18 protein-coding genes are annotated in these 20,340 nt (G+C 63.5%); 6 read left to right on the forward strand and 12 right to left on the reverse strand.

The window, feature by feature from the left end; translation table 11 throughout:
• Positions 1-740: 740 nt before the first annotated feature.
• The 3 genes from L630_RS22220 to L630_RS0112940 all read right to left on the reverse strand — a co-directional run bounded on the left by L630_RS22220 (position 741) and on the right by L630_RS0112940 (position 3,352).
• Positions 741-2,267 carry an AAA family ATPase gene (locus L630_RS22220; RefSeq protein ID WP_024848671.1) on the reverse strand — a complete coding sequence of 509 codons (1,527 nt, stop codon included), beginning with the start codon at positions 2,265-2,267 and terminating at the stop codon, positions 741-743.
• Positions 2,245-2,496, reverse strand: a complete 252-nt coding sequence (locus L630_RS0112930; protein ID WP_024848672.1) for a hypothetical protein — start codon at positions 2,494-2,496, stop codon at positions 2,245-2,247. Before L630_RS0112930 ends, L630_RS22220 begins: the two co-directional genes overlap by 23 nt.
• A gap of 412 nt (positions 2,497-2,908) precedes the next feature.
• Positions 2,909-3,352: a MarR family transcriptional regulator gene (locus tag L630_RS0112940; protein WP_024848673.1), complete on the reverse strand. Its 444-nt coding sequence runs from the start codon at positions 3,350-3,352 to the stop codon at positions 2,909-2,911.
• Positions 3,353-3,498: 146 nt separating this feature from the next.
• Here L630_RS0112940 and L630_RS0112945 point away from each other — a divergent pair, with 146 nt between their 5' ends.
• Positions 3,499-5,418: an FAD-binding monooxygenase gene (locus tag L630_RS0112945; protein WP_024848674.1), complete on the forward strand. Its 1,920-nt coding sequence runs from the start codon at positions 3,499-3,501 to the stop codon at positions 5,416-5,418.
• A 55-nt stretch (positions 5,419-5,473) separates the two neighbouring features.
• Here the strand turns inward: L630_RS0112945 and cobT are convergent, their stop codons facing one another.
• On the reverse strand, positions 5,474-6,487 hold the full coding sequence (gene cobT, locus L630_RS0112950; RefSeq protein ID WP_024848675.1) for a nicotinate-nucleotide--dimethylbenzimidazole phosphoribosyltransferase: 1,014 nt from the start codon (positions 6,485-6,487) through the stop codon (positions 5,474-5,476).
• A gap of 9 nt (positions 6,488-6,496) precedes the next feature.
• A complete protein-coding gene (gene cobS / locus L630_RS0112955; RefSeq protein WP_024848676.1) occupies positions 6,497-7,267 on the reverse strand; it encodes an adenosylcobinamide-GDP ribazoletransferase in 771 nt (256 codons plus the stop codon).
• A gap of 158 nt (positions 7,268-7,425) precedes the next feature.
• Between cobS and cobU the strand changes: the two genes are divergently transcribed.
• A complete protein-coding gene (gene cobU / locus L630_RS0112960) occupies positions 7,426-7,941 on the forward strand; it encodes a bifunctional adenosylcobinamide kinase/adenosylcobinamide-phosphate guanylyltransferase (protein WP_024848677.1) in 516 nt (171 codons plus the stop codon).
• Here the strand turns inward: cobU and L630_RS0112965 are convergent.
• From L630_RS0112965 to L630_RS0112985, 5 genes are read right to left on the reverse strand one after another with little or no spacing between them, the layout of a single operon-like run.
• The gene (locus tag L630_RS0112965) at positions 7,934-9,130 is read right to left on the reverse strand and encodes a DegT/DnrJ/EryC1/StrS family aminotransferase (RefSeq protein WP_024848678.1); all 1,197 of its coding nucleotides are present in this window, start codon (positions 9,128-9,130) and stop codon (positions 7,934-7,936) included. The genes cobU and L630_RS0112965 overlap by 8 nt on opposite strands.
• On the reverse strand, positions 9,130-10,104 hold the full coding sequence (locus L630_RS0112970) for an NAD-dependent epimerase/dehydratase family protein (RefSeq protein WP_024848679.1): 975 nt from the start codon (positions 10,102-10,104) through the stop codon (positions 9,130-9,132). The genes L630_RS0112965 and L630_RS0112970 overlap by 1 nt, the downstream gene beginning before the upstream one ends.
• A 33-nt stretch (positions 10,105-10,137) precedes the next feature.
• Complete coding sequence (locus L630_RS0112975) at positions 10,138-11,256, reverse strand: DegT/DnrJ/EryC1/StrS family aminotransferase (RefSeq protein ID WP_024848680.1); 1,119 nt, start codon at positions 11,254-11,256, stop codon at positions 10,138-10,140.
• Entirely contained in the window at positions 11,253-12,290 is a 1,038-nt protein-coding gene (locus tag L630_RS0112980; protein ID WP_024848681.1) for a Gfo/Idh/MocA family oxidoreductase, read from the reverse strand. Before L630_RS0112980 ends, L630_RS0112975 begins: the two co-directional genes overlap by 4 nt.
• Positions 12,287-12,787, reverse strand: a complete 501-nt coding sequence (locus tag L630_RS0112985) for an acyltransferase (protein ID WP_024848682.1) — start codon at positions 12,785-12,787, stop codon at positions 12,287-12,289. Before L630_RS0112985 ends, L630_RS0112980 begins: the two co-directional genes overlap by 4 nt.
• 401 nt (positions 12,788-13,188) lie before the next feature.
• Between L630_RS0112985 and L630_RS0112990 the strand changes: the two genes are divergently transcribed.
• Positions 13,189-14,379 carry a glycosyltransferase gene (locus L630_RS0112990; protein WP_024848683.1) on the forward strand — a complete coding sequence of 397 codons (1,191 nt, stop codon included), beginning with the start codon at positions 13,189-13,191 and terminating at the stop codon, positions 14,377-14,379.
• A 9-nt stretch (positions 14,380-14,388) separates the two neighbouring features.
• Here L630_RS0112990 and L630_RS0112995 read toward each other — a convergent pair whose 3' ends face one another.
• Positions 14,389-16,044 carry a glycosyltransferase gene (locus tag L630_RS0112995; protein ID WP_024848684.1) on the reverse strand — a complete coding sequence of 552 codons (1,656 nt, stop codon included), beginning with the start codon at positions 16,042-16,044 and terminating at the stop codon, positions 14,389-14,391.
• Between the two features lie 371 nt (positions 16,045-16,415).
• Here L630_RS0112995 and L630_RS0113000 point away from each other — a divergent pair, with 371 nt between their 5' ends.
• Positions 16,416-17,063 carry a hypothetical protein gene (locus tag L630_RS0113000; protein ID WP_024848685.1) on the forward strand — a complete coding sequence of 216 codons (648 nt, stop codon included), beginning with the start codon at positions 16,416-16,418 and terminating at the stop codon, positions 17,061-17,063.
• On the opposite strand, the gene L630_RS0113005 is transcribed toward L630_RS0113000, so the two are convergent.
• Positions 17,064-18,155 carry a glycosyltransferase gene (locus L630_RS0113005; RefSeq protein ID WP_245263730.1) on the reverse strand — a complete coding sequence of 364 codons (1,092 nt, stop codon included), beginning with the start codon at positions 18,153-18,155 and terminating at the stop codon, positions 17,064-17,066.
• Positions 18,156-18,289: 134 nt separating this feature from the next.
• Between L630_RS0113005 and L630_RS0113010 the strand changes: the two genes are divergently transcribed.
• Both L630_RS0113010 and L630_RS0113015 read left to right on the forward strand, forming a co-directional pair.
• Complete coding sequence (locus L630_RS0113010) at positions 18,290-19,528, forward strand: hypothetical protein (protein ID WP_245263732.1); 1,239 nt, start codon at positions 18,290-18,292, stop codon at positions 19,526-19,528.
• Positions 19,525-20,334, forward strand: coding sequence for a WecB/TagA/CpsF family glycosyltransferase (locus L630_RS0113015; protein ID WP_245263734.1), 810 nt, complete (start codon positions 19,525-19,527; stop codon positions 20,332-20,334). Before L630_RS0113010 ends, L630_RS0113015 begins: the two co-directional genes overlap by 4 nt.
• The last annotated feature ends 6 nt before the right edge of the window (positions 20,335-20,340 follow it).

The raw sequence follows: 20,340 nt of genomic DNA on the forward strand, positions 1-20,340 counted from the left end.
GTCTTTGAGGCAGGGTTGATGCTCGCCGTTAGTCTCGGCCGCAAGATGCTCCTTCGTTCCCAAAAATCTGCTCCATATACGTTGCTCCTTCGTTCTGGTTTCAGCGCGTCGTGGCGCGCCTTGCCGCTGGGCGGAATCCCTGCGTGCGTAACGGAGTCGATGGACGGACTCCGAGCGTCAATTCAAAATGGGAGAATGGTAGGCCGACCGACGCTGGCCGGGTTGAAGTTGGACTTCACCTGCGCGGAGCGCAGGGCCACTCGAGCTCACTGGCCGTCATGGCTGTTTTGCCGGCTGGCGCCGACTTGTGCCCCCGACGCTACCAACATCGCGGGGCTAGAGCCTGATTAGAACAGGCAACGTCTGGCTGCCACACTAATGACGTTGCGTCAAGTGGCAATTCGCGTGACATTGATCGTGTCAGACAATTTGCCGTGCTTCGTGGTGTAGGAGCGAGGCTCACTGTCATCCGATGACAGTGACGACCTCAGCCCGGGGACGAATTGGTACTAACACCCGCGCGGCGTGCGATCTCCCCGTCGCTCCACCTACCCCACTCCTCATCGTAGAGTAGCGTCAGCACAGCACGCCGCTTATCTTCTCAGAGAGGTTGGCCAGCGCCCGCCGGTCCTTCCAACCGGCGGTTGGCGCTTCCAACCGCCATGGGGTTATAGGGGTATATTCACACACACCAGTTGGAAGGCGGTTGGAAGCCAGTTGGAAGGCGAATGGAAACCACCCTAAGAGGCGATCAAGCGGCTGCGCTGTCGTGACTTCGAGCCTTCGGTAATCATCCTTATTTGCCCGCTATCCATCAGGCGCTGCATTGCTTCCGCCAAGACCTTCTTCGACATCCCGTCCGCGTCAGGGTGTTCGGCAATCCGCTTCGGCGCGTAGGTCGGTCCTGTGTTGGCGCTGACGTTGATGCCTTGTTCATTGAACTTCCCCAGCACCTCGAGGAAAACTTTCGCGGCCTTCCGATGTAAGAGAGCAGAACTAGCTGTTGAGCGGCCATCATCGATGACGAAGACGCCGTCGCGCCAACGTAGCCGCAACTCTTCGCCCTTTCGGCCATAGTTCGATTTCATGCCTTTCAGCACACGCAGATCCTCATCGTCCTTGTCAGCGGTGAGGTAGAGGCGACTTCGGACTGAGTTGTTCCACGCCGTCGAACCGGAAGTACCCGTACCGGTCTGCATCCCTTGAACGGAAGGATGCGAAAGCAGGACGACAGCAGTGTCGAATGCGATTGCCAACGCGCGCAGCATTCCGATGAACCGCCGCACTTGGTTTCGGTTGATCTCATCGCCGCCGAACAGATCAGCGCTGGTGTCAAGTACAATAAGCGAAGGCCTGAACAACGCTACCTGGTCCAGTAGCGCTTCGTAGACTTTTGTCGGCAGAAGATGTCTCCGCGAGGCATCCAGAGACGCCAGTTCCACGTCCTCGCCAGCGGCGGGAATAACCAACATCCGGTCACGCAACCCCGCCATACCAACTGCATGCTCGCGACAGATATCCGCCAGGCGGCGATGGATCTCGTCTTGATCATCTTCAGCGGCAAGCACTAACGTACGCCCTTGCTGCGGCGTAAGGCCTAGCGTGCTGATACCTAAAGCGCCGGCCACCGCGATCTGCAGCGCCAGGAGTGACTTGCCCGTGCCGCCGTCACCTGAAAGCAACGTCACGTTGCGGGCGGGAATTAGGCCGTCGATGTACCACTGGCGCGCGGGAACCGGCTTATCGGCAAGCTCGGCAGGGTCAATCGGCTTGAGCGATAATGCGGCGGCAGGTGGCGCGTTATCATTTGCTGGTTTCAGCGGAAACAAATCCTGACGAAGCTTCTCCGCTGCCTGCGCCACCCTACCGCGTTCACGCTTCGGCGGCTCGGCGCCTATATCGCGCGCGATGATGGCTTCGGCGATTGCCTCGTCATCGGCCAAGCCTGCAATCCGCCCGTGCTGGACCTGGCCGTCATCGTCCACCCACAACAAGTATGACGTATCGCGGGCGCAGCCGTCGATTCCGTCGTCCGACACTGCAACACGTCGCGCGGTCTGATCGTCATCGGGCCATTCGTCAGCGGGAAGGCTTTCGAGACACTCCGGTGCGGCGCGTTGCCAATCCGGTGAACCGTCCTCCTTTGCTGGCGCGAGGACGACATTTGTTATGCAATGGCCGTGATCCCACAACCGGTCGCAAAGGCCGAATATGATGGCCTCGCGATCATGAGAGGAAATGAGCTTAGGCTGCGCGCTGCTGGTCAAGGTTCATCTCTCCGATAACGGCCAGAGCGGCGTCGATAATTTGAGCAGCGATGTCTGGCGTGAACGTCACAGCAGCGCTGCCGAAAGAGGAGGGGCCGAATGCTCGCCAGCCGCGATCGGTCTGCTTTAGTGCTACATTGAATAGGCGGATACCCCACGGCGTCTCAACGTCTACACGGGCGCGCGTGGTCCCACCTGCCGGCATGAGCCGGTAAGCAATCACCTTCATGATCTGTCACCATCTTAGACGCCAGCGCGTCGGCTGGCGGTTTCAACTTTTATGCGTTTTGGTGCGCGTTGCAGCGCCTAATAAGTTGAAACTTTGTATGAGAAACAGGCACTTCCCCCCGGCCTGTCACGCCGGAGGTCGCGGGTTCGAGCCCCGTCACTCGCGCCATTTTCTTTCTAGGCTTTGCGGCCGTTTCTTCCTGTAAAGTCTGACCTTTTGGCTCGCTTACTTTGCCGTGTGCGCGGTTACCGTACGCAAGCGGGGGGCGGACGCCCCGAGAATCGCTTCGACGAATCCTCAGCCGCCTGTCACCTGAGGGAACAGCGTTCACATTGCGGGTGAAATCGGGCTCTTCGTCGACTGATTTATCGAGGGAACGGGGGGCAGGGCAGTGCACGGCCTGTGTGCTCGGCTATTCCTCCGCCACCACGCCCGCAGCCCGTGCTGCCTTGGTCGCGAGCTCGATGAACTGCCGGTATTCGTCAGGGTTGAGGCCGGGCAAGAGTTCCTTCTGCAGCTCCTCGACGATCGGCGCGGTTTTTTCGAGCAGGTCTTCGCCGGCAGGCGTCAGGGTGAGTTGCAAGGCGCGTTTGTCGCTGGTGCTGGCCTGGCGGGTTACCAGACCCTTTTGCTCAAGGCGGTCGGCAACTGCGCCGACGGTCGCCTTGTCCTTACCGATCGCCTGCGCAAGCCGCGCCTGATCGGTACCGGGACGGTCGCTCAGGGCATCAAGCGCCGCGAACTGCACGGGAGTGAGGTCGAAGCCAGCCTCCCGCATCCGGGTCATGAACACCTGCGTCGAGAGCTGATGCAGCCGGCGGATCAGGTGACCCGGCATTCCAGAACTTCTGTACATCGCGACCGCTCCTCACACCTGCCTGTGTCCCGCAGGAGGCTTGTTGATAGCCAACTTATGCGCGGCGACCCAGATTCTTGTTGACGCACGCATCCGGCGTATCCATATCGTAAGTGTACTTACTAATTTAACCGGGAGGGTCGGTCTTGCAATATCATCTCAACGGTTTTCGTCCGGGGGATCCGGAGCTTGCTCCTCTCGGCGCCGGTCGCAGCGAGAACCAGGGACCGCTGCCGGAAAAGGTTGATGTGCTGATCGTAGGCTGTGGTCCCGCTGGCCTGACGCTTGCGGCACAGCTTTCGCAGTTTCCCCAGATCGTTACGCGAATCGTTGAGCGCAAGGACGGCCCGCTTGAGAAGGGGCAGGCCGACGGCATTTCCTGCCGCTCCATGGAGATGTTCAACGCCTTCGGCTTTGCCGAGAAGGTGCTGAAGCAGGGCTACTGGGTCAACGAGACCACCTTCTGGAAACCGGATCCGAATGAGCCGGAGCGAATCATCCGCAATGGCCGCATCCAGGACGTCGAGGACGGCCTGTCCGAGATGCCGCACATGATCCTCAATCAGGCGCGCGTGCACGACATGTATCTCGAGGTCATGCGCAAGTCGCCGACACGGCTGGTGCCTGACTATTCGCTGGCCTTCGCGGGCCTGGTGATCGAAGAAAGTGCTGACGACTATCCGGTGACCGTGACGCTGGAGCGTCAGGACGAGGGGCACATTGGCGAGACCGTGACCGTGCGCGCCCGCTACGTCGTCGGCTGCGACGGCGCGCGCAGCGGCGTGCGCAAGGCGATCGGCCGGGAGCTGGTCGGCGATTCGGCCAACCAGGCCTGGGGCGTGATGGACGTGCTGCCGGTCACCAACTTCCCGGACATCCGCTGCAAGACGCTGATCCAGTCGGCGCATGAGGGCAACATCATCATCATCCCGCGCGAGGGCGGCTATCTCACGCGTTTCTACATCGAGATGGACAAGCTTGCCGCGGGCGAGCGCGTCCACAACCGCGACATCACCATCGAGCATCTGGTTTCGGCCGCCCAGCGCATTTTGCGGCCGTATGATTTCGAGGTGAAGGACGTGGCGTGGTGGTCGGTCTACGAGATCGGCCAGCGACTTACTGACAAGTTCGACGATGTGCCGGCCGATCAGGTCGCCACCCGCCAGCCGCGCGTGTTCATCGCGGGTGATGCCTGCCACACGCACAGTCCGAAGGCGGGGCAGGGCATGAACGTGTCGATGGGCGACACCTTCAACCTCGGCTGGAAGCTTGCTTCGGTGCTGCTTGACCGCTGCGCGCCGGGAATCCTGCACAGCTATTCGGCCGAGCGCCAGGCGGTAGCGCAGGACCTCATCAATTTCGACCGCGAGTGGTCGCGCATCATCAGCTCGCGGCCGTCGGCGGACGATGGCGCGAATGGCGAGGAGCCAAAGTTCCAGCGCTATTTCATCCAGCACGGCCGTTACACGGCCGGCATGTCGGTGACCTACACGGAGTCGAAAATCACCGGCAGCACGAAGTATCAGTCGCTCGCGGCGGGCTTTCCGATCGGCCAGCGCTTCCACTCGGCGCCGGTGATCCGGGTTGCCGACGCCAAGCCGATTGAGATTGGCCACACCGTGCTGGCTGATGCGCGCTGGCATGTCTATGCCTTTGCGGGCGAGGGCGATGCCGGCGGCGAGGGCTCGGCGATCCGTGCGCTCTGCGAGTTCCTTGAGAATGCGCCAAATTCGCCGCTGCGCGTGCACACGCCGGCTGGTGCCGACATCGACTCGGTGATCGACGTGCGCGCGATCTTCCAGCAGGGTCACCGCGAGCTTGCGATCGAATCGATGCCGTCGCTGCTGTTGCCGAAGAAGGGCAAGTTCGGCCTGATCGACTACGAGAAGATGTTCTCGCCGGACCTCAAGAATGGCCGGGACATCTTCGATATGCGCGGGATCGGCCGCAAGAAGGGCGCGATCGTCATCGTCCGCCCGGATCAGTACGTCGCCCATGTGCTGCCACTCGATGCACACGAGGAGCTGGCGGCGTTCTTCGCCGGTTTTCTGCTGCCGGCTGCGTAAGTGAAATTCTGAAGCCCAGGAGAAGGCGGGGGCCGCTTGGCCCCCGTTTTCGCATCTACTTGTCGGAAACGCCCGCCTCGGCGAAGGTCGCCATGCCGGCGTGGCAGGCCACCGCCCCGCGCAGGATGTTGATGGCGAGGCAGGCGCCGGTACCCTCGCCAAGGCGCATGCCCATGTCCAGCAGCGGCTCGAGGCCGAGGTGATCGAGCAGGCGGCGGTGCTGCGCTTCGGCCGAGACATGACCCGCGATGGCGTGGGCGAGGCCGCCCCCGGACTGCTTCGCGAGAACGGCAGCGGCTGCGGTGGCGACGAAGCCGTCGATTATGACCGGGATACGGCAAAGGCGCGCGGCAAGCACCGCGCCGAACATGCCGGCCAGCTCCCGGCCGCCGACGCGGCGCAGCACCTCGACGGCGTCGATCATCGCATCCTTGTGTAGCGCCAGTGCTGCATCGACCGTATCGGCCTTGCGCTTCAGGCCTTCGTCATCGACGCCGGTGCCGCGGCCGACCCACGACGCGCCGTCACCGCCGAACAGGGCGGCGGCGATGGTGGCGGCCGTCGTGGTATTGCCGATGCCCATCTCTCCGATGGTGATAAGGTCGGTGTCGGGGCCGATCGCGTCGAATCCCGCAGCGACCGCCTCTACGAACTCCTCCTCGCTCATCGCTGGGGCCTGGGTGAAGTCCTGGGTCGGCGTGTCGAGCCGCAGCGAAAACACTTTCAGCGACGCGCCAGCCGCGCGCGAGAGCTGATTGATTGCCGCGCCGCCCGCCTCGAAGTTGGCGACCATCTGCGCGTTGACGGCATCCGGAAATGCCGAGACGCCGCGCGCGGTGATGCCGTGCGCACCGGCGAAGATCAGCACCTCCACCTTGTCGAGCTTCGGGATCTCGCGGCCCTGCCACCCGGCGAGCTGGATGGCGAGCTCTTCGAGACGGCCGAGGCTGCCGGGCGGCTTGGTCAGCACGGCCTGTCGCGCCGCGGCGGCCTTTGCCGCGTCAGAGTCGGCTTCAGGCAGATTGCTGCACAGACGACGGATGTCGTCGATCGATTGGGGGGATGTCATATGCATTCCTCAGGTTAGGAGCGTTGCGGCGAGAGCGAGGAGGACGATCTCGCCGATCTGTTGCAGGGCGCCGGCGACGTCGCCGGTCTGCCCGCCGATCTGGCTTTCGGCGGTGTTTTCGAGCGCGAGCAGTACGATCCCGAGCAGGACGGCAGCAAGCAGCGCGAACCAGAAGCCGGAGAGAAGGGCAATGAGGACGCCAAGGGTTGCGGCCAGCGCCGCGATCTCCTTCGGCGGGGTGCTGGCGGATGCGGATAAGCCGTCGCTGCGGGCAGGGGGCAGGTGCACCATCAGCGCCGGGATGATCGCACGGGAGCCCGCGTGCGCGGCGATGATCGCGAGAATCATCGCCAGCGGGCTCAGGAAGGCGAACGAGGCGAGCGCAGACCAGCGAATGAGCGCGGAAAGGATGAGGGCAAGGACGCCGTAGCTGCCGACGCGGCTGTCGCGCATGATCTCGAGCTTGTGCTCGCGCGTCTTACCGCCCCAGAAGCCGTCAGCGGTGTCGGCAAGGCCATCCTCGTGCAGCGCGCCGGTAAGCACGATACCGCCGCCGAGCGCAAGGGCTGCGGCGAGGTTTGGATGGACGCCGAGTGAAAGGAACAGCCAAAGGAGCAGGCCGACGAAGAGGCCGATCAACGCGCCGGCAAGCGGCGCGGCCCATTGCGTCTCGATAAAGGGCCGGCTGGGGTCGAGCTCACGACGGATCGGGATGCGCGTGTAGAAGCCGACGCAGGCGGCGAAATCGGAAGTGATCTGGTCCTTGGCTGGAAGCGACACGTCTGAACCTTTCGGGAGCGTGGCCGGGGCAACCGGATATCAGCCCCGGTCGGTTGCTGAAAGATTTCCATCGGCTGGCGCACAAATTAGTCGTGCAGAGTTGCACGAGGCAATGCGATGCGCGACACCGCATTATCGGAATGCGAACAGGTGAGCTGATGGCGGCGACAGGACGTCTGACTTTCGTGCTGGGCGGAGTGCGCTCAGGCAAGAGCCGTCATGCCGAGGAGCTGGTGTCGGCCCTCCCGGCGCCGTGGTTCTACATTGCGACTGCCCAGGCCTTCGACGACGAGATGCGCGAGCGGATCGCGCATCACCGCGACAGGCGAGGCGACAACTGGCAGACGCTGGAGGCGCCACTTGATCTGGTCGAGGTGCTGCAGGACGTGCCTGATGGCGCGCCGGTGCTGATCGACTGCCTGACGCTATGGCTGACGAACGTGATGCTGGGCGAGCGTGACGTCGAAGCAGAGACCGCCCGGCTCGCGGATGCGTTGTCGCGTCCGCGAGGGCCGTGGTTCGTCGTCTCGAATGAGGTCGGGCTCGGGATCGTGCCGGAGAATGCGCTGGCGCGGCGGTTCCGCGACGAAGCCGGTCGTCTCAATCAGGCCGTCGCCGCGAAGGCCGACAGTGTGGTCTTCATGGTGTCCGGGCTGCCGATGACGGTCAAATAGCGGTCGCGATCGATACGGAAGCCTGTTCGATCACGAGATCGGCGAGCGCGTCGACCACCTCGTAGATCTCGTCCTCGGTCATTTGTACCGAGAGCGGGAGGATGATGCAGCGCTGCTGCGCCTCCAGGCTGCGCTCGAGGCTCGATCCAGCGCGGAAGAGGCCGTCGCCCCCGTAAGCCGCCTCAATATGCGAGTTCATCACCCCACGGCGGGTGGAGATGCCCTTGTCGAGCAGCGCCTGCATGGCCGCGAGCTGGTCGATTCCATCAGGCAGGCGCACGCAATAGCTCTGCCAGTTGCTGCGCACGCAGCTTGGCTCGACGGGCGTTCCGAAGCCGGGGATCTCCGAGATCGCTTCGGTGTAGAGCGCGGCAAGCCGCCGGCGCGTCTCGATGATCTCGGGCAGCCTTTTCAACTGCTCGCGGCCCATCGCCGCCTGCATGTCGGTCATGCGGTAGTTGTAGCCGAGCTCGGGATAGTCCTCGTGGATCACCTTGGGCGAGCCGTGGCGCACCGTGTCCGGCACGCTCATGCCGTGCTGGCGCCAGAGCCTGAATCTCCGGTCGTATTCCGGGTTCTTCGTCGTCAGCATGCCGCCGTCGCCGGTGGTGATCACCTTGCGCGGATGGAAGGAGAAGCAAGCGATGTCGCCGTGCGGCTTGCCGATCTTTTCCCAGCGACCCTGCCACAGGATCTCGCTGCCGATGGCGCAGGCGGCATCCTCGATGACCGGGATGTTGTTGCGCCGGGCGATGCCGACGATAGCGGCGAGGTCGCACGGCATACCGAGCTGGTGGACGCAGAGAATTGCCTTCGTCTTCGGCGTGATCGCTGCCTCGATGAGGTTGGGATCGATGTTGAAGCCGTCCGGCTCAATATCGACGAACACGGGAACCGCGCCGCAATAGCGAATGGCGTTGGCCGTCGCGATGAAGGAGTGGCTGACAGTGATGACCTCGTCGCCTTCGCCCACATCCGCAGCGAGCAGCGCCAAATGCAGCGCCGTGGTGCAATTGGAGACCGCGCAGGCATGCGGCGCGCCGACGAGTTCGGCGAACTCCTTTTCGAACGCGGCGACCTCCGGTCCCTGCGTGACCCAGCCGGAGAGGATGACCCGGCGGACTGCTTCCACCTCGCGTTCGTCGAGGACCGGGCGGGCGACAGGAATTGTACTTGTGCGTTTGGTCATTACTCAGCCGCCATCGAGGTTGTGCCACTTTCGGCGCGCCACCAGTCGACGAGTTCCTCCAGACCCTGCTCGAGCCCGATCTCGGCCTTGAAGCCCAGCATCCGCTCAGCCTTGGTAGTGTCGGCAAGACGGCGGGTGACGCCATTGACGGTGCGGGCAGGACCGTGCTCCGGCGGGATGCTGACGCCCATCACCTTCGACAGCGCCTGTGCGAGCTGCAGCAGACTAGTCTCGGTTCCGCTGGCGACGTTGAAGACCTCGTCGGTGACGTCCGCTTCTGCCGCCAGAACGTTGGCGCGCGCAATGTCGCGGACGTTGACGAAGTCCATAGTCTGCGAGCCGTCGCCATGAATGAGTGGCGGTTCGCCGCGGGCCAGGCGCTCCATCCACCGGATGAGCACTTCGGTATAGGCGCCATGCACATCCATGCGCGGGCCGTAGACGTTGAAGTAGCGCAACGCGACATAGCGCAGGCCGTACATATCGGCGAAGCTGCGCAGCAGTCCCTCGTTGAACGCCTTGGCGGCACCGTAGATGGTGCGATTGTTGTAGGGGTGGTGGTCTTCTGTGGTCGGGAAGCTTTCGGCGAGCCCGAGCACCGAGGCCGATGACGCGGCGACAACCTTGGAAACCTTCGCATTCACAGCCGCTTCCAGCACGTCGAACGTGCCGCCGGCGAGGACATCGAAGGCAAGGCGCGGCTCCTCCGCGCACTGGGTGATGCGGATCGCCGCCTGGTGGAACACCACGTCGACGCCATCAAATACCTGCGCCAGCAGTGCACGGTCGCGGATGTCGCCATGGACGATGGTGAGTGGGAAGGTGGCCAGCGCCTGCTTAAGGTTCTCGAGCCGCCCGCGCACGAAATTGTCGAGGATGATGATCTCTGATGGACCCCTTTCGGCCACCAGATCGGCGATGTGCGACCCGATCAGTCCCGCGCCGCCGGTAATCAGGACGCGCTTGTCCTTCAGCATTCTCGTTCTCCCTCTGGCGCCCGTTGGGGGCTAGCCGACTGTTTCTTCCTCGCGCGCCGTCGCATGCACGGCGGCTGCAATGCGCTCGATCTGTTCTGCGGTTAGTTCCGGATACATCGGCAGTGACAGCACCTCGGCGGCTGCGGCTTCCGCTTCCGGGAAATCGCCGGGGCCGTAGCCAAGGTCCGCATGCGCCTGCTGCAAGTGAACCGGCACCGGATAGTGCAGGCCGGTGCTGATACCGGCTTTCTCCAGCTCGGCCTTCAGCCGGTCGCGCTCGCGAGTGCGGATCGCGTACACATGGTAGACGTGGCGGCTGCCCGGCATCTCTATGGGGGGCGTGATCGCGGATGAGCCCGCCAGCAGCCGGTCGTAGAGCGCAGCATTGCGCCGCCTTGCTTCCGTCCACTCCTCGAGATGGCGCAGCTTGATGCGCAAGATCGCGCCCTGAATGCCATCCATCCGGTAGTTGTAGCCCTTAATGTCGTGGTAGTAGCGGCGGCTCTGGCCCCAGTCCCGCAACATGCGGATCTTTTCGGCCTGGCGCGGATCGCTGGTGACGACGATGCCGCCTTCGCCGCATGCGCCAAGGTTCTTGCCAGGATAGAAGCTGAAGCAGCCGGTGAGACCGATGCTGCCGGCGCGCCGGCCGCGATATTCGGCGCCGTGTGCTTGGCAGGCGTCCTCGATCACCAGCAGGCCGCGCCGGCGCGCGATTTCCATGATCGCGTCCATGTCGGCCATCTGGCCATAGAGATGGACCGGCAGGATCGCCTTGGTTCGCGGCGTAATCGCAGCTTCGATTTTTGCCGGGTCCATCGTCAGCGTGACCGGATCGACATCGACGAACACCGGCGTAGCGCCCGTATAGCAGACTGACGACACTGTCGCGACGAAGGTGAACGGGACGGTGATGACCTCGTCACTTGGCCCGACGTCTGCCGCCAGCAGCGCGAGATGCAGCGCGCTGGTGCCTGTGTTGACGGCGATGGCGTCGGTCACGTCGCAATAGCGGGCGAACTCGCGCTCGAACGCGGCGACTTCCTCGCCGAGCACATATTGCGCCGATGCCAGTACCCTCAGCACCGCCGGTTCGACCTCGGCTCTGATGCTCGCATACTGCGCCTTCAGATCGAGAAGCGGGATCATGCAACTTGCCTTGCAGGTTCGAGATCGATCGGGCGGCCGCGCTGGGCCAGTGATAGGGTTGCTGCTTCAAGGATTCGCACCACGCGCAGGCCCGCATGACCATCGGCAGTTGGCGTGCCGCTGGTTTCGATGCAGCGGACGAATTCCCGAAGCTCGATGTTGAGGGCCTCGGTCACCTCGAGGTGCGGCGCCCACATGTCGCCGGTGCGGTAGCCCACGAGCGCCTGATAGACGTTGCTGCCATTGCTTTGGGCGGCGTCCCTGAGGGTAATGCCCTTGTCGTAGACCTTGATCTTTTCGCTCGGCTCGAGGTCGTCATAGACGATCATCTTGCGGCTTCCGCCGATGAGCGTCCGGCGCACCTTGACCGGCGCCAGCCAGTTGACGTGGATGTGAGCAATCAGATTGCAGGGGAAGTGCAGCGTCAGATACGCGATGTTCTCCGGCTCGCCCGGCACATGGCTGACGCCCGTCGCCGAAACCGCTACGGGACGCGTTTGCAGCACGTAGTCCATGATCGACAGGTCGTGGACGGCGAGATCCCAGATCACGCTGACGTCGTGCTGGAAAAGGCCGAGATTCACCCGCACGGAGTCGTAGTAGTACATCTCGCCGAGGCCGCCATCGACCAGCTCGCGCATCTTTCGCACAGCGCCGGTGTGGATGAAGGTATGGTCAACCGCGAGCACCAGCCCGCGCCGTGCCGCCTCGTCCACCAGCCGCTCTGCTTCCTCGGCAGAGGAGGCGATCGGCTTTTCGACGAAGACATGCTTGCCCGCCTTCAGCGCCGCCATGGCGAGGCGGAAGTGCGACGAGACGGGAGTTGCGATTGCGACGGCGTCGATTGAGTTGTCGTGCAGGAGCGCATCGAAATCGTCGGTGATGGTCACCTGCGGATAGCGCAGCTTGACCGGCTTCAGCCGCTCGAGATTGAGGTCGCAGACGGCTGCGAGGTTGGCATCCGGGATTTCGGCAAGGTTGCGGACGAGGTTGGGGCCCCAGTAGCCGTATCCGACAACAGCAATGTTGATCATCGCACGGCCCTCGCAGCCAGGGCAGGCGCGTCCTTCGCCCTGCCGGTAACGACCGCCGGAACGCCGGCAACGATGGCGTAGTCGGGCACGTCACGGGTCACGACCGCGCCCGCGCCGACAACCGCGCCGCGGCCGATGGTGATGCCGGGCAAGATCGTCGCGTTGCTGCCGATGGCGGCACCTTCGCGCACGATAGTGGGGATCAGCTCCCAGTCGGCATCCGTCATCAGGTTGCCGTCAGGGGTGACGGCCCTCGGATAGAGGTCGTTGGTGAACATCACGCCATGGCCGACGAAGACGCCATCCTCGATCGTGATGCCTTCGCAGACAAAGCTATGACTGGAGATCTTGCAGTTCGCGCCGATCACGGCGTTCTTCTGGATCTCGACGAAGGTGCCGATGCGCGTTCCCGCGCCGACACGGCATCCGTAAAGGTTGACGAGATCGGGGTGATGAATCACCACCCCCTCTGCCAGCACGACGTCCGAAGAAATCATCTGTTCGGGATCCTCTCGCCGCTGTTCGGCTCCCCGCAACGAGACGGTTTTTCAACCTTCCGGTAAACCGACGAAAACGCGGTAGCGCGGCTCCTCGAAAGGAGTAGGGGCGTAAGCGGGGATGGATTTTCGGACGGGGATGGGGATGTGTGGACGGGGGAAGTGCGCAAGACCAATCTGTCCGGATGCCCTTGCGTTTGCTCTGCGATGTTAAGGCAGCGCGCGCCCGTCAGCGAACCCAATCATCCCATTGTGGGATACCAGTGCAATTGCCGCTCTTCCGCTTTCGTGGAACCCTGTCCGCGATCCCTGCCGGGGCAGTAGACGGGACGGCTTGCGCTACCGTTGGTCCGCCGGACCTCGCAAGCCAAGCCTCACCAGACCAGAGAGGAAGTACGGGAATGGTCGGCAAAGTTCAGGGCGTTTCCGTCGTCAGCGTCGTCAACAATCCGGATGTGCGCCGGGAGTGCCTCGACAGCTCCATAGCCGGCCGGGAGGAGATCGAGTTCATCCCGATCGACAACACGAATGGCGGCTTTGCGACTGCGGGCGCTGCCCTCAATCATGGCGCGCGCCAAGCCCGGCACGACGTGATCGTGTTCGTCCATCAGGATGTTTACCTGCATTCAGTTGACCGGCTTCTTGAGGCTGCTGCGTTTCTGACCGGCGACACAAGATGGGGAATGCTGGGCGCGGTAGGCATCACATCAGATGGCAAATATTTCGGACGAATGCGCGATCGCGTGGAACTTCTTGGGCAAACGGCTCCCGATCCGGTTGAGGTCGACAGTCTCGATGAAGTGCTTTTCATGCTCCCCCGAAACCTCGTCCTCGAATGCCCGATCTCGGAGCATCCTGAACTGGCTTGGCATGCTTATGCGGTGGAATACGGCATCCGCGTCAGGGACCGCGGGCTGTTGGTTGGGGCTGTCGACGTCGCCATCACCCACAACAGCATGACAACCAATCTGGCGCAGCTCGATGTTGCACATCGGCGCGTGGCGTCGATGCACCAGGAGGCGATCCCGCTTCGCACGACATGCGGAACAATCGGCGGCGAGGTGAAGGACCGGTTGCGCAAATTGCCGTTGATCGGCCGCCATGGCTGGCGCTTCCGCTGGTTGCGGGAATCGCTGCTTGTCGCGAGGGCGAGGCAGCATCTGAACATACCGGGAGTGATCGGCGATATCCGCAGCGATGTCGATTTGTTGCAGGTAGGTGAGGGGCGTGTGCTTCATGTCATCAACGTTGATGACGGGAGCTTCTCCCCCTTCCAATCTGAAACTTTACGTCTGACGCGGCGCGGCCGTGAGGTCCGTTTCGAGGCGGTCAGTTCGGAACAGGAATTAGTGGCGGCTTTGCGTCGAGTGCCGGCAGGAGATTCGGCGCTTGTGACGCATCTTTCGCTCGAGCACCTTCGGACGCTAAGCGCACTGCCGGATCAAAGCGGCGTCCCTGCGCTACTCGGCGTGCATGATGGCATGCTCTGGCTCGTGACAGGCCCCGCGGCAACGCGTCTCCCATCCGTCTGGCAGCAGCCGAGGGCAGTTCCCTTCGGCGGCGGTCGCGTCCTGATGCCGGCAGAAGCCTGAACTGGTTGTTTATGATCCCAACAGCGGATCGCCGTTACGCAGCCAGCGAAGCGCCGCGCCTACATGGCTGCGCAGGGAGAACTTGGCCAGCTTCCAGGATGCACTGTCGAGCGGAGCCGAGGCCAGAGCGCTCAGGACGATGCGACGCGCGGTGCCGAAATCGCCGACTCGCTGCCGGGCGAACGTGCCCTGTGTGACGGCTGGGCTCAGCCCGCCGTGCCTTACGGCAGCCGGCGCGCCGTCACCTGACATGACCTGCCACAGGCAAAGACCGAGATCGGCATCCTCAGCTATACTCGGCGCGATGGGGATCGGGTGCGGGGAATGGACGAGGTGGTCGGTCCGCGCATACACGCGCCCGAGTTCCACGAGCCATCCGGACGCGACGTTGCGGGCGAGCATGCGCTCCCGCAGGACCGTCCCCAGCTTCCTGCGAACTTCCGGTTCTCGCATCAGCCTTGCCGCGCGCGAAACATATTCCTGCTGGTCCGAAGGATTTGAGATGATCTCCCAGAGCCCGTCATCGCCCGCGATCAGCTGCGGGCTCAGCGGCGAGGGAGCAGGAACGACCGGCAGCCCCGCAAGAGCGGCTTCGAGCAAGGCGGTATTGGACCCGAACGGGAAGCTTTCCAGGTAGATGTCAGCCGCGGCCCGGTAGGGCGACGGATCCTCCAACTGGCCAACGAAATGCAAACGGGGATGGAGAGGGTAGCTGATGTGCCGGCTGATGCCCTCGGCGCTTTCGCCGACAACAAAGACGTGAGCGCTCGGTTCGCTTTCCAGGATCCGCGAAGCGGTCGCAACGAAATCATGTTCGCCGCAAGGGCGGTATTTTTCCGCTCTTGCGACGCTCAGCAGGACGATCTCGTCGTCCGCCATTCCCATCTGGCGCCGCACGCTCTGCTTCTTCGCGGGGGCGGGGTCGTCAGCCAGTGGAATGGGAAGCGCGGCATTGTTCTCGACGAAACGCCGGTCGCGTGAATGTGGGATGGATGCGCTGCGCAGGTTGATGACCAGGTCCGTCACCGAACTTCCAAGCCAGAAGATGTGGTCGGCGTGGTTCAGGACCGCAATTGGCGGGAGCCCTTCCACTGCGAAAGCGACGACCGGGAGCGAATCCCATGCCGAGTGATGCAGCACTACCAGATCGGCCTGTTTCGCGAGATGGCGCAGGAACAGCGCCCGTTCGATTCGCGAGGGCGTTTCAGGCAGTCTCGTGATAGTGCCGCCGCTTCCGGCGATTGCCTTCTCGACGCCGGGGGGAACCGGGACGTCCTCCTGGAAGGCAAGTACAAGCGAGTGCCGGGAGGAGCGATCGTGGAGTGCCCAATGCATCAGCGTGCGCGTGTGGCCACCGACGGCGTGGACGCGATCGAAGTAGTGGAGGACCCGGCGACGGCAGTCGGCCCTTGGCAGCCGTTCTGAGCTTGTTTGTGCAGGCTCCCGGAGTTCCCGGCCGATTCGCAGCGCGAGGTTTTCAATAGCGCCGTCGGCGAACCGCCCCGTGTGGCAGTTCGATGCGAACTTCGCGGCGGCCTCTATCCTGCGGAGCAGAAGCTCCGGATGCCAGGTGCTCGCATGCGTCGTGATCTCCCGCACCAGCCACTCGTAGGCCTCGTTATTGGCGGCGAGGAATTGTTCGGTACCGCTTGGTAGATTGCTCACAAGTCATCTCCCGGCCTGTAGTCGCTCGATGCTGGAACATCTGCGCGTTCATACAAGCCGGACGGTTGTCGTGTGCGCCACTTCCAATGGCGCAGGTTCAGCCTCCTGCTCCCTGGCGGACGTAACACCCGTGCTCCGGTTGGTCGAAGCTCACCTACCCCTGCCTGCGCCTTTCGGGTACCACGAGCCACCGCGCGCAGCCTACAGGACGGTCACAGCGACGATGGAACCAGTCAGTTCAATGTGGTCTTATAGCGGAAGATAAGAAGCTGCCTTGGCCTGAAGGTCCCTAGTATCGCCTTCGTCGCTGCTCAGCGGGGGAAGGCGGTCGCCGGAGCGGCTGGACCTTCTGCAAAAGGTAATGGAGGGAAATGAGGGATCTTACGGTCAATCGCTTCCGCACCGCTCGCGGGAGGATCCTGCGCGAGATGATCGGGCGGCTCGCCGCGAAGCTCGGCCGACCGGTCACCGTCCTCGATATCGGCGGCCGTTCGGATTACTGGGACAATGTCGGCTTCGACAACATTGCCGAAATCAGGCTTCTCAATAACGATGAGAGCGAGTTCGGGCGTCACGCTTCCTCCGACCTGTTCCTCGAGGAGCTCGGTGATGCACGCAACCTGGCCAATTACGGCGACAAGTCAGTCGATCTTGTTCACTCGAACTCGGTAATCGAGCATGTCGGCATGTGGCCGGATATGTGCGCGATGGCCGACGAATCGCTGCGTGTCGGGATTGCTGGCTGGGTTCAGACTCCGGCCTGGGAGTTCCCGATCGAGCCGCACTACCAGCTCCCGTTCCTGCACTGGCTTGCCGCGCCCGCGCGCCGGAAACTGCTCACCTTCTCCAAGGATTACAGGGACCTGGATGTCCGCGGCCGGCGCTTTCACATCGACCGCATCAACCTGCTTTCCCGCAAGGAGGTAGAGGCACTCTTCCCCGGTTGCGACATCTACGTAGAGCGGGTTCTTCTGCCCAAGAGCTACACGGTCAGGTGGGGGCCTGAAGGCGTCGTCTGATCAGGCTGTTGGGGCTGTGAGCGCAGCCTTGAGCGAGGCACGATGTGCAGGCCCAAAGGGCGCGCGGAGCGCGGCACCGGCCGCCAGTCCAAGCCGGAACAGGGCCGTGGAGAGCTTCCCATGGCGCCTGCCGAAGTCGCGGATCATGTTGGCGGTCAGCAGGCCAGTCAGGAACGGATTGGCCGTATACTCCCCGCCGAAGTGCGTGACCTCGACGTCGCTGATGTACTGAACCGAGAACCCGGCGGCGCGGGTGCGGCGCATGTAGTCGACCTCCTCGCTGTAGAGGAAGAACGACTCGTCCCATGGCCCGACGCGCTGGCGTGTGGCGGCAGAAATCATGAGCACCGCGCCGGTTGCCCACTCGATCTCGCGTGAGACTTCATAATGGTCGGGATCGCCGATGATGTCGCCCGTGCCGAGCCACTGCGAGAGCCGGCCGCCGAGAAGGGCGTTCGACCAGGCAGTCAGGATCGTCGGCTCGCGGCGCAGCGAGTAGGCGAGGGTGCCGTCGTGGTTCAGCAGGCGCGGCACGACAATTCCGGTGTTGCCCTTGCGCAGTTCGATCTGCAACCGCCGTGCAACGCCGCGCTGAAGACGGGAATCGGGATTGAGGACGAGCAGGTCGCTGTCGGGACTGAGCTGCGCGGCGGCAATATTGATGCCTGCCGCATAACCGGCGTTGCGGCCCGTTTCGATCACTTCCGGCTGGAGCGGATGCAGCCGGGCGATGATGGCGCTGGCGTCGGCGGAATCATTGTCGACGATGATGATGCGCCGCTGAGCGATATCGGCGAGGCCGTCTTCCAGCGAGTCGAGCAGGCCTGGAAGGACGTCGGCGCTGTTGTAGGTGACAACAACTACCGCAAGCGGCGGCAGGGCGTGATTTTGCCTGAGACTATGGTCTGCACGATACTGAACTGTCACGGTTCCTCGCCGACGCTTGCGGTCGCTGCGTGGTGCAGCGTTGCGAGCATCGACGGGCGACGGCTTCGCGGCAATGTCGAACAGGGGCGTATTCATCACGCCCGATAGGGGAAGGGCCGCTTCCAGCCGTAAATCCTCTCCGCCGTTGGAGGTAGGAGGCGTCATCCCGAAGAGCCTGCCTTAGCGGCGCATCATCCAATCTGGCTTCTGGCACGTATCGTCGCATTCCGATCATCCTAACTCCGGGCCTCGGCTTCATGCCGCATCAGCGATTCAACTCGGACCAATGGGATGTGCTCGTGGTAGCCATTAGCCAGACTGTACAGAACGAGACGGGGCCGGCAGGTCTGCTGGCAGATAGCCGCCTGGAAGGACTAAGGTCCGTTGCGCCGGCAACGCATGCCCGACTCCTGCAGCTTATCGAACTCGCCAAGGACGGCCTGCCGCAGATGCATGCCAATGGCCTGTTCGCGCATACGGTGCGCAAGACCAATGACAATGGCGGTACGGGCAGCGGTGTCCGCGCGGAAGGCGACAGCCTGCGCTACGCCATCAATTGCGCGCTCGGCTTGTCCTACACCGACGAAGAGACGCAGCGGCGGCTACTTGATGGACGCACAGCCGCCGACCTGGCGCTGCAGTGCGCGCACAGGGCGCAGTCTTCGCAGGATCCGGGCGCGGTGGCCCTGGCCGCGTGGACGGCGGCGGAAGCTGCCGGCGTGTTCACGTCGGAGCTCTTCGCACATCTCGTGGCGCTGCTTGAATCAAACCGGCCGATCGACACGGTCGACTGCTCGTGGACGCTTATCGCAGCGGTGGCCGGCAGTCGGCTTGGTGACACCCGCACCCTGACGCGCCTCGCACGCGACCGACTGCTCAAGGGGCAGGGGCCGTACGGGCTCTTTCCGCATCATCTGCCTGCGTCGGCGAGCGGACGGTTGCGGGCGCATATCGGCTGCTTTGCGGACCAGGTCTACTCGACACAGGGACTCGCCCGGCTGTCGATGATCTCGCACGATCCGGATGCGTTGGCTGCAGCCAATGCCAGCGGTGATGCGATCTGCCGGCTGCAGGGCCCGCAGGGCCAGTGGTGGTGGCACTACGACACGCGCAACGGCACGGTCGTCGAGGGCTATCCCGTCTACAGTGTGCATCAGCACGCGATGGGGCCGATGGCGCTGCTCGACCTGCGCGACGCAGGGGGGCACGACCACATGGCGTCGATCGCCCGCGGCATCGACTGGCTCGACGGGCCGAACGAGGCCGGTCAGTCCCTCGTCTGCAACGCCGACAACGTCATCTGGCGCAAAGTCGCGCGCCATGAGCCGAAGAAACTGGTGCGAGCAATCTCGGCTGCGATAACGGCTGCAGCGCCGGGACTCAAGGTGCCGGGCCTCGACGCGGTCTTCCGTCCCGGCAGGATCGACTACGAATGCCGCCCGTACGAGCTTGGCTGGCTGCTGTTTGCCTGGCTGTCCGACGGCATGAAGGAGCGGCTGAGCGCCGGGCCTGCAGCGGCAGAGGAGCGGCCGCAATGAACGCGCCCATGCGCTACGACCGCCGGCTGCTGTTCGGCTTCCAGCTCGATCCGCTGACACTTAATGACGTGCTGCGGCGTTGCTCGACAGCAATCCAGACCCGGGAGCGGCTGCTGATCGGCGTTCTGAATGCGGCTAAGATCGTCAAGGCACGGCGCGACGACCTGCTGCGCAACTCGCTCCTCGACTGTGACGTGCTGCTGGCTGATGGCCAGTCGGTGGTGTGGGCGAGCAAGCTGGTCAAGCGCCCGCTGCCGGAACGCGTGGCGGGTATTGACCTCTTCGAGCAGCTTCTTGCGCTGGCGGACCAGCAGCAGCGCTCGATCTACCTACTGGGGGCAAAGCCGGAGGTTCTGGAGAAGCTCAAGGCGGTGGTCGCACAGCGCTATCCGGGCGCGCGGCTCGCCGGCAGCCATCACGGCTACTTTGCCGACGCGGATAGTGAAAGCATTGCGCAGGACATCGCGCAATCGGGTGCCGACATGCTGTTTATCGGCATGACCTCGCCACGCAAGGAGATCTTCCTCGCAAAGTACGGCCCGTCGCTGAACGTGCCAGTTTTGCACGGGGTAGGCGGCTCGTTCGACATCATGGCTGGTCACACCAAGCGGGCTCCGGTTGCCTGGCAACGGGCGGGCATGGAGTGGGCGTATCGGGTGGTCCAGGAGCCTCGACGCATGTGGTGGCGGTACTTCAGCACGAACACGAGCTTCATCCTGCTGACGCTCGCTGAGTTGCTGCGGCCGGCGCATCCCTTCGAAGCTCCGAGGATTCAAGCTTCGGCATCAGGCATCAGGCACATCTAGGACCGT

The sequence above is a fragment of the Aminobacter sp. J41 genome (genome assembly GCF_000526635.1).
Lineage (GTDB): Bacteria > Pseudomonadota > Alphaproteobacteria > Rhizobiales > Rhizobiaceae > Aerobium.

Bases quoted from the DNA above. Each gene is read 5' to 3' on its own strand.
- L630_RS0112990 (WP_024848683.1), top strand. From the start codon at position 13,189: ATGGTCGGCAAAGTTCAGGGCGTTTCCGTCGTCAGCGTCGTCAACAAT.
- L630_RS0112975 (WP_024848680.1), bottom strand. From the start codon at position 11,256: ATGATCCCGCTTCTCGATCTGAAGGCGCAGTATGCGAGCATCAGAGCC.
- L630_RS0112965 (WP_024848678.1), bottom strand. From the start codon at position 9,130: ATGACCAAACGCACAAGTACAATTCCTGTCGCCCGCCCGGTCCTCGAC.
- cobT (WP_024848675.1), bottom strand. From the start codon at position 6,487: ATGACATCCCCCCAATCGATCGACGACATCCGTCGTCTGTGCAGCAAT.
- L630_RS0112940 (WP_024848673.1), bottom strand. From the start codon at position 3,352: ATGTACAGAAGTTCTGGAATGCCGGGTCACCTGATCCGCCGGCTGCAT.
- L630_RS0113015 (WP_245263734.1), top strand. From the start codon at position 19,525: ATGAACGCGCCCATGCGCTACGACCGCCGGCTGCTGTTCGGCTTCCAG.
- L630_RS0112930 (WP_024848672.1), bottom strand. From the start codon at position 2,496: ATGAAGGTGATTGCTTACCGGCTCATGCCGGCAGGTGGGACCACGCGC.
- cobU (WP_024848677.1), top strand. From the start codon at position 7,426: ATGGCGGCGACAGGACGTCTGACTTTCGTGCTGGGCGGAGTGCGCTCA.
- L630_RS0113000 (WP_024848685.1), top strand. From the start codon at position 16,416: ATGAGGGATCTTACGGTCAATCGCTTCCGCACCGCTCGCGGGAGGATC.
- L630_RS0113005 (WP_245263730.1), bottom strand. From the start codon at position 18,155: ATGACGCCTCCTACCTCCAACGGCGGAGAGGATTTACGGCTGGAAGCG.
- L630_RS0112980 (WP_024848681.1), bottom strand. From the start codon at position 12,290: ATGATCAACATTGCTGTTGTCGGATACGGCTACTGGGGCCCCAACCTC.
- L630_RS0112985 (WP_024848682.1), bottom strand. From the start codon at position 12,787: ATGATTTCTTCGGACGTCGTGCTGGCAGAGGGGGTGGTGATTCATCAC.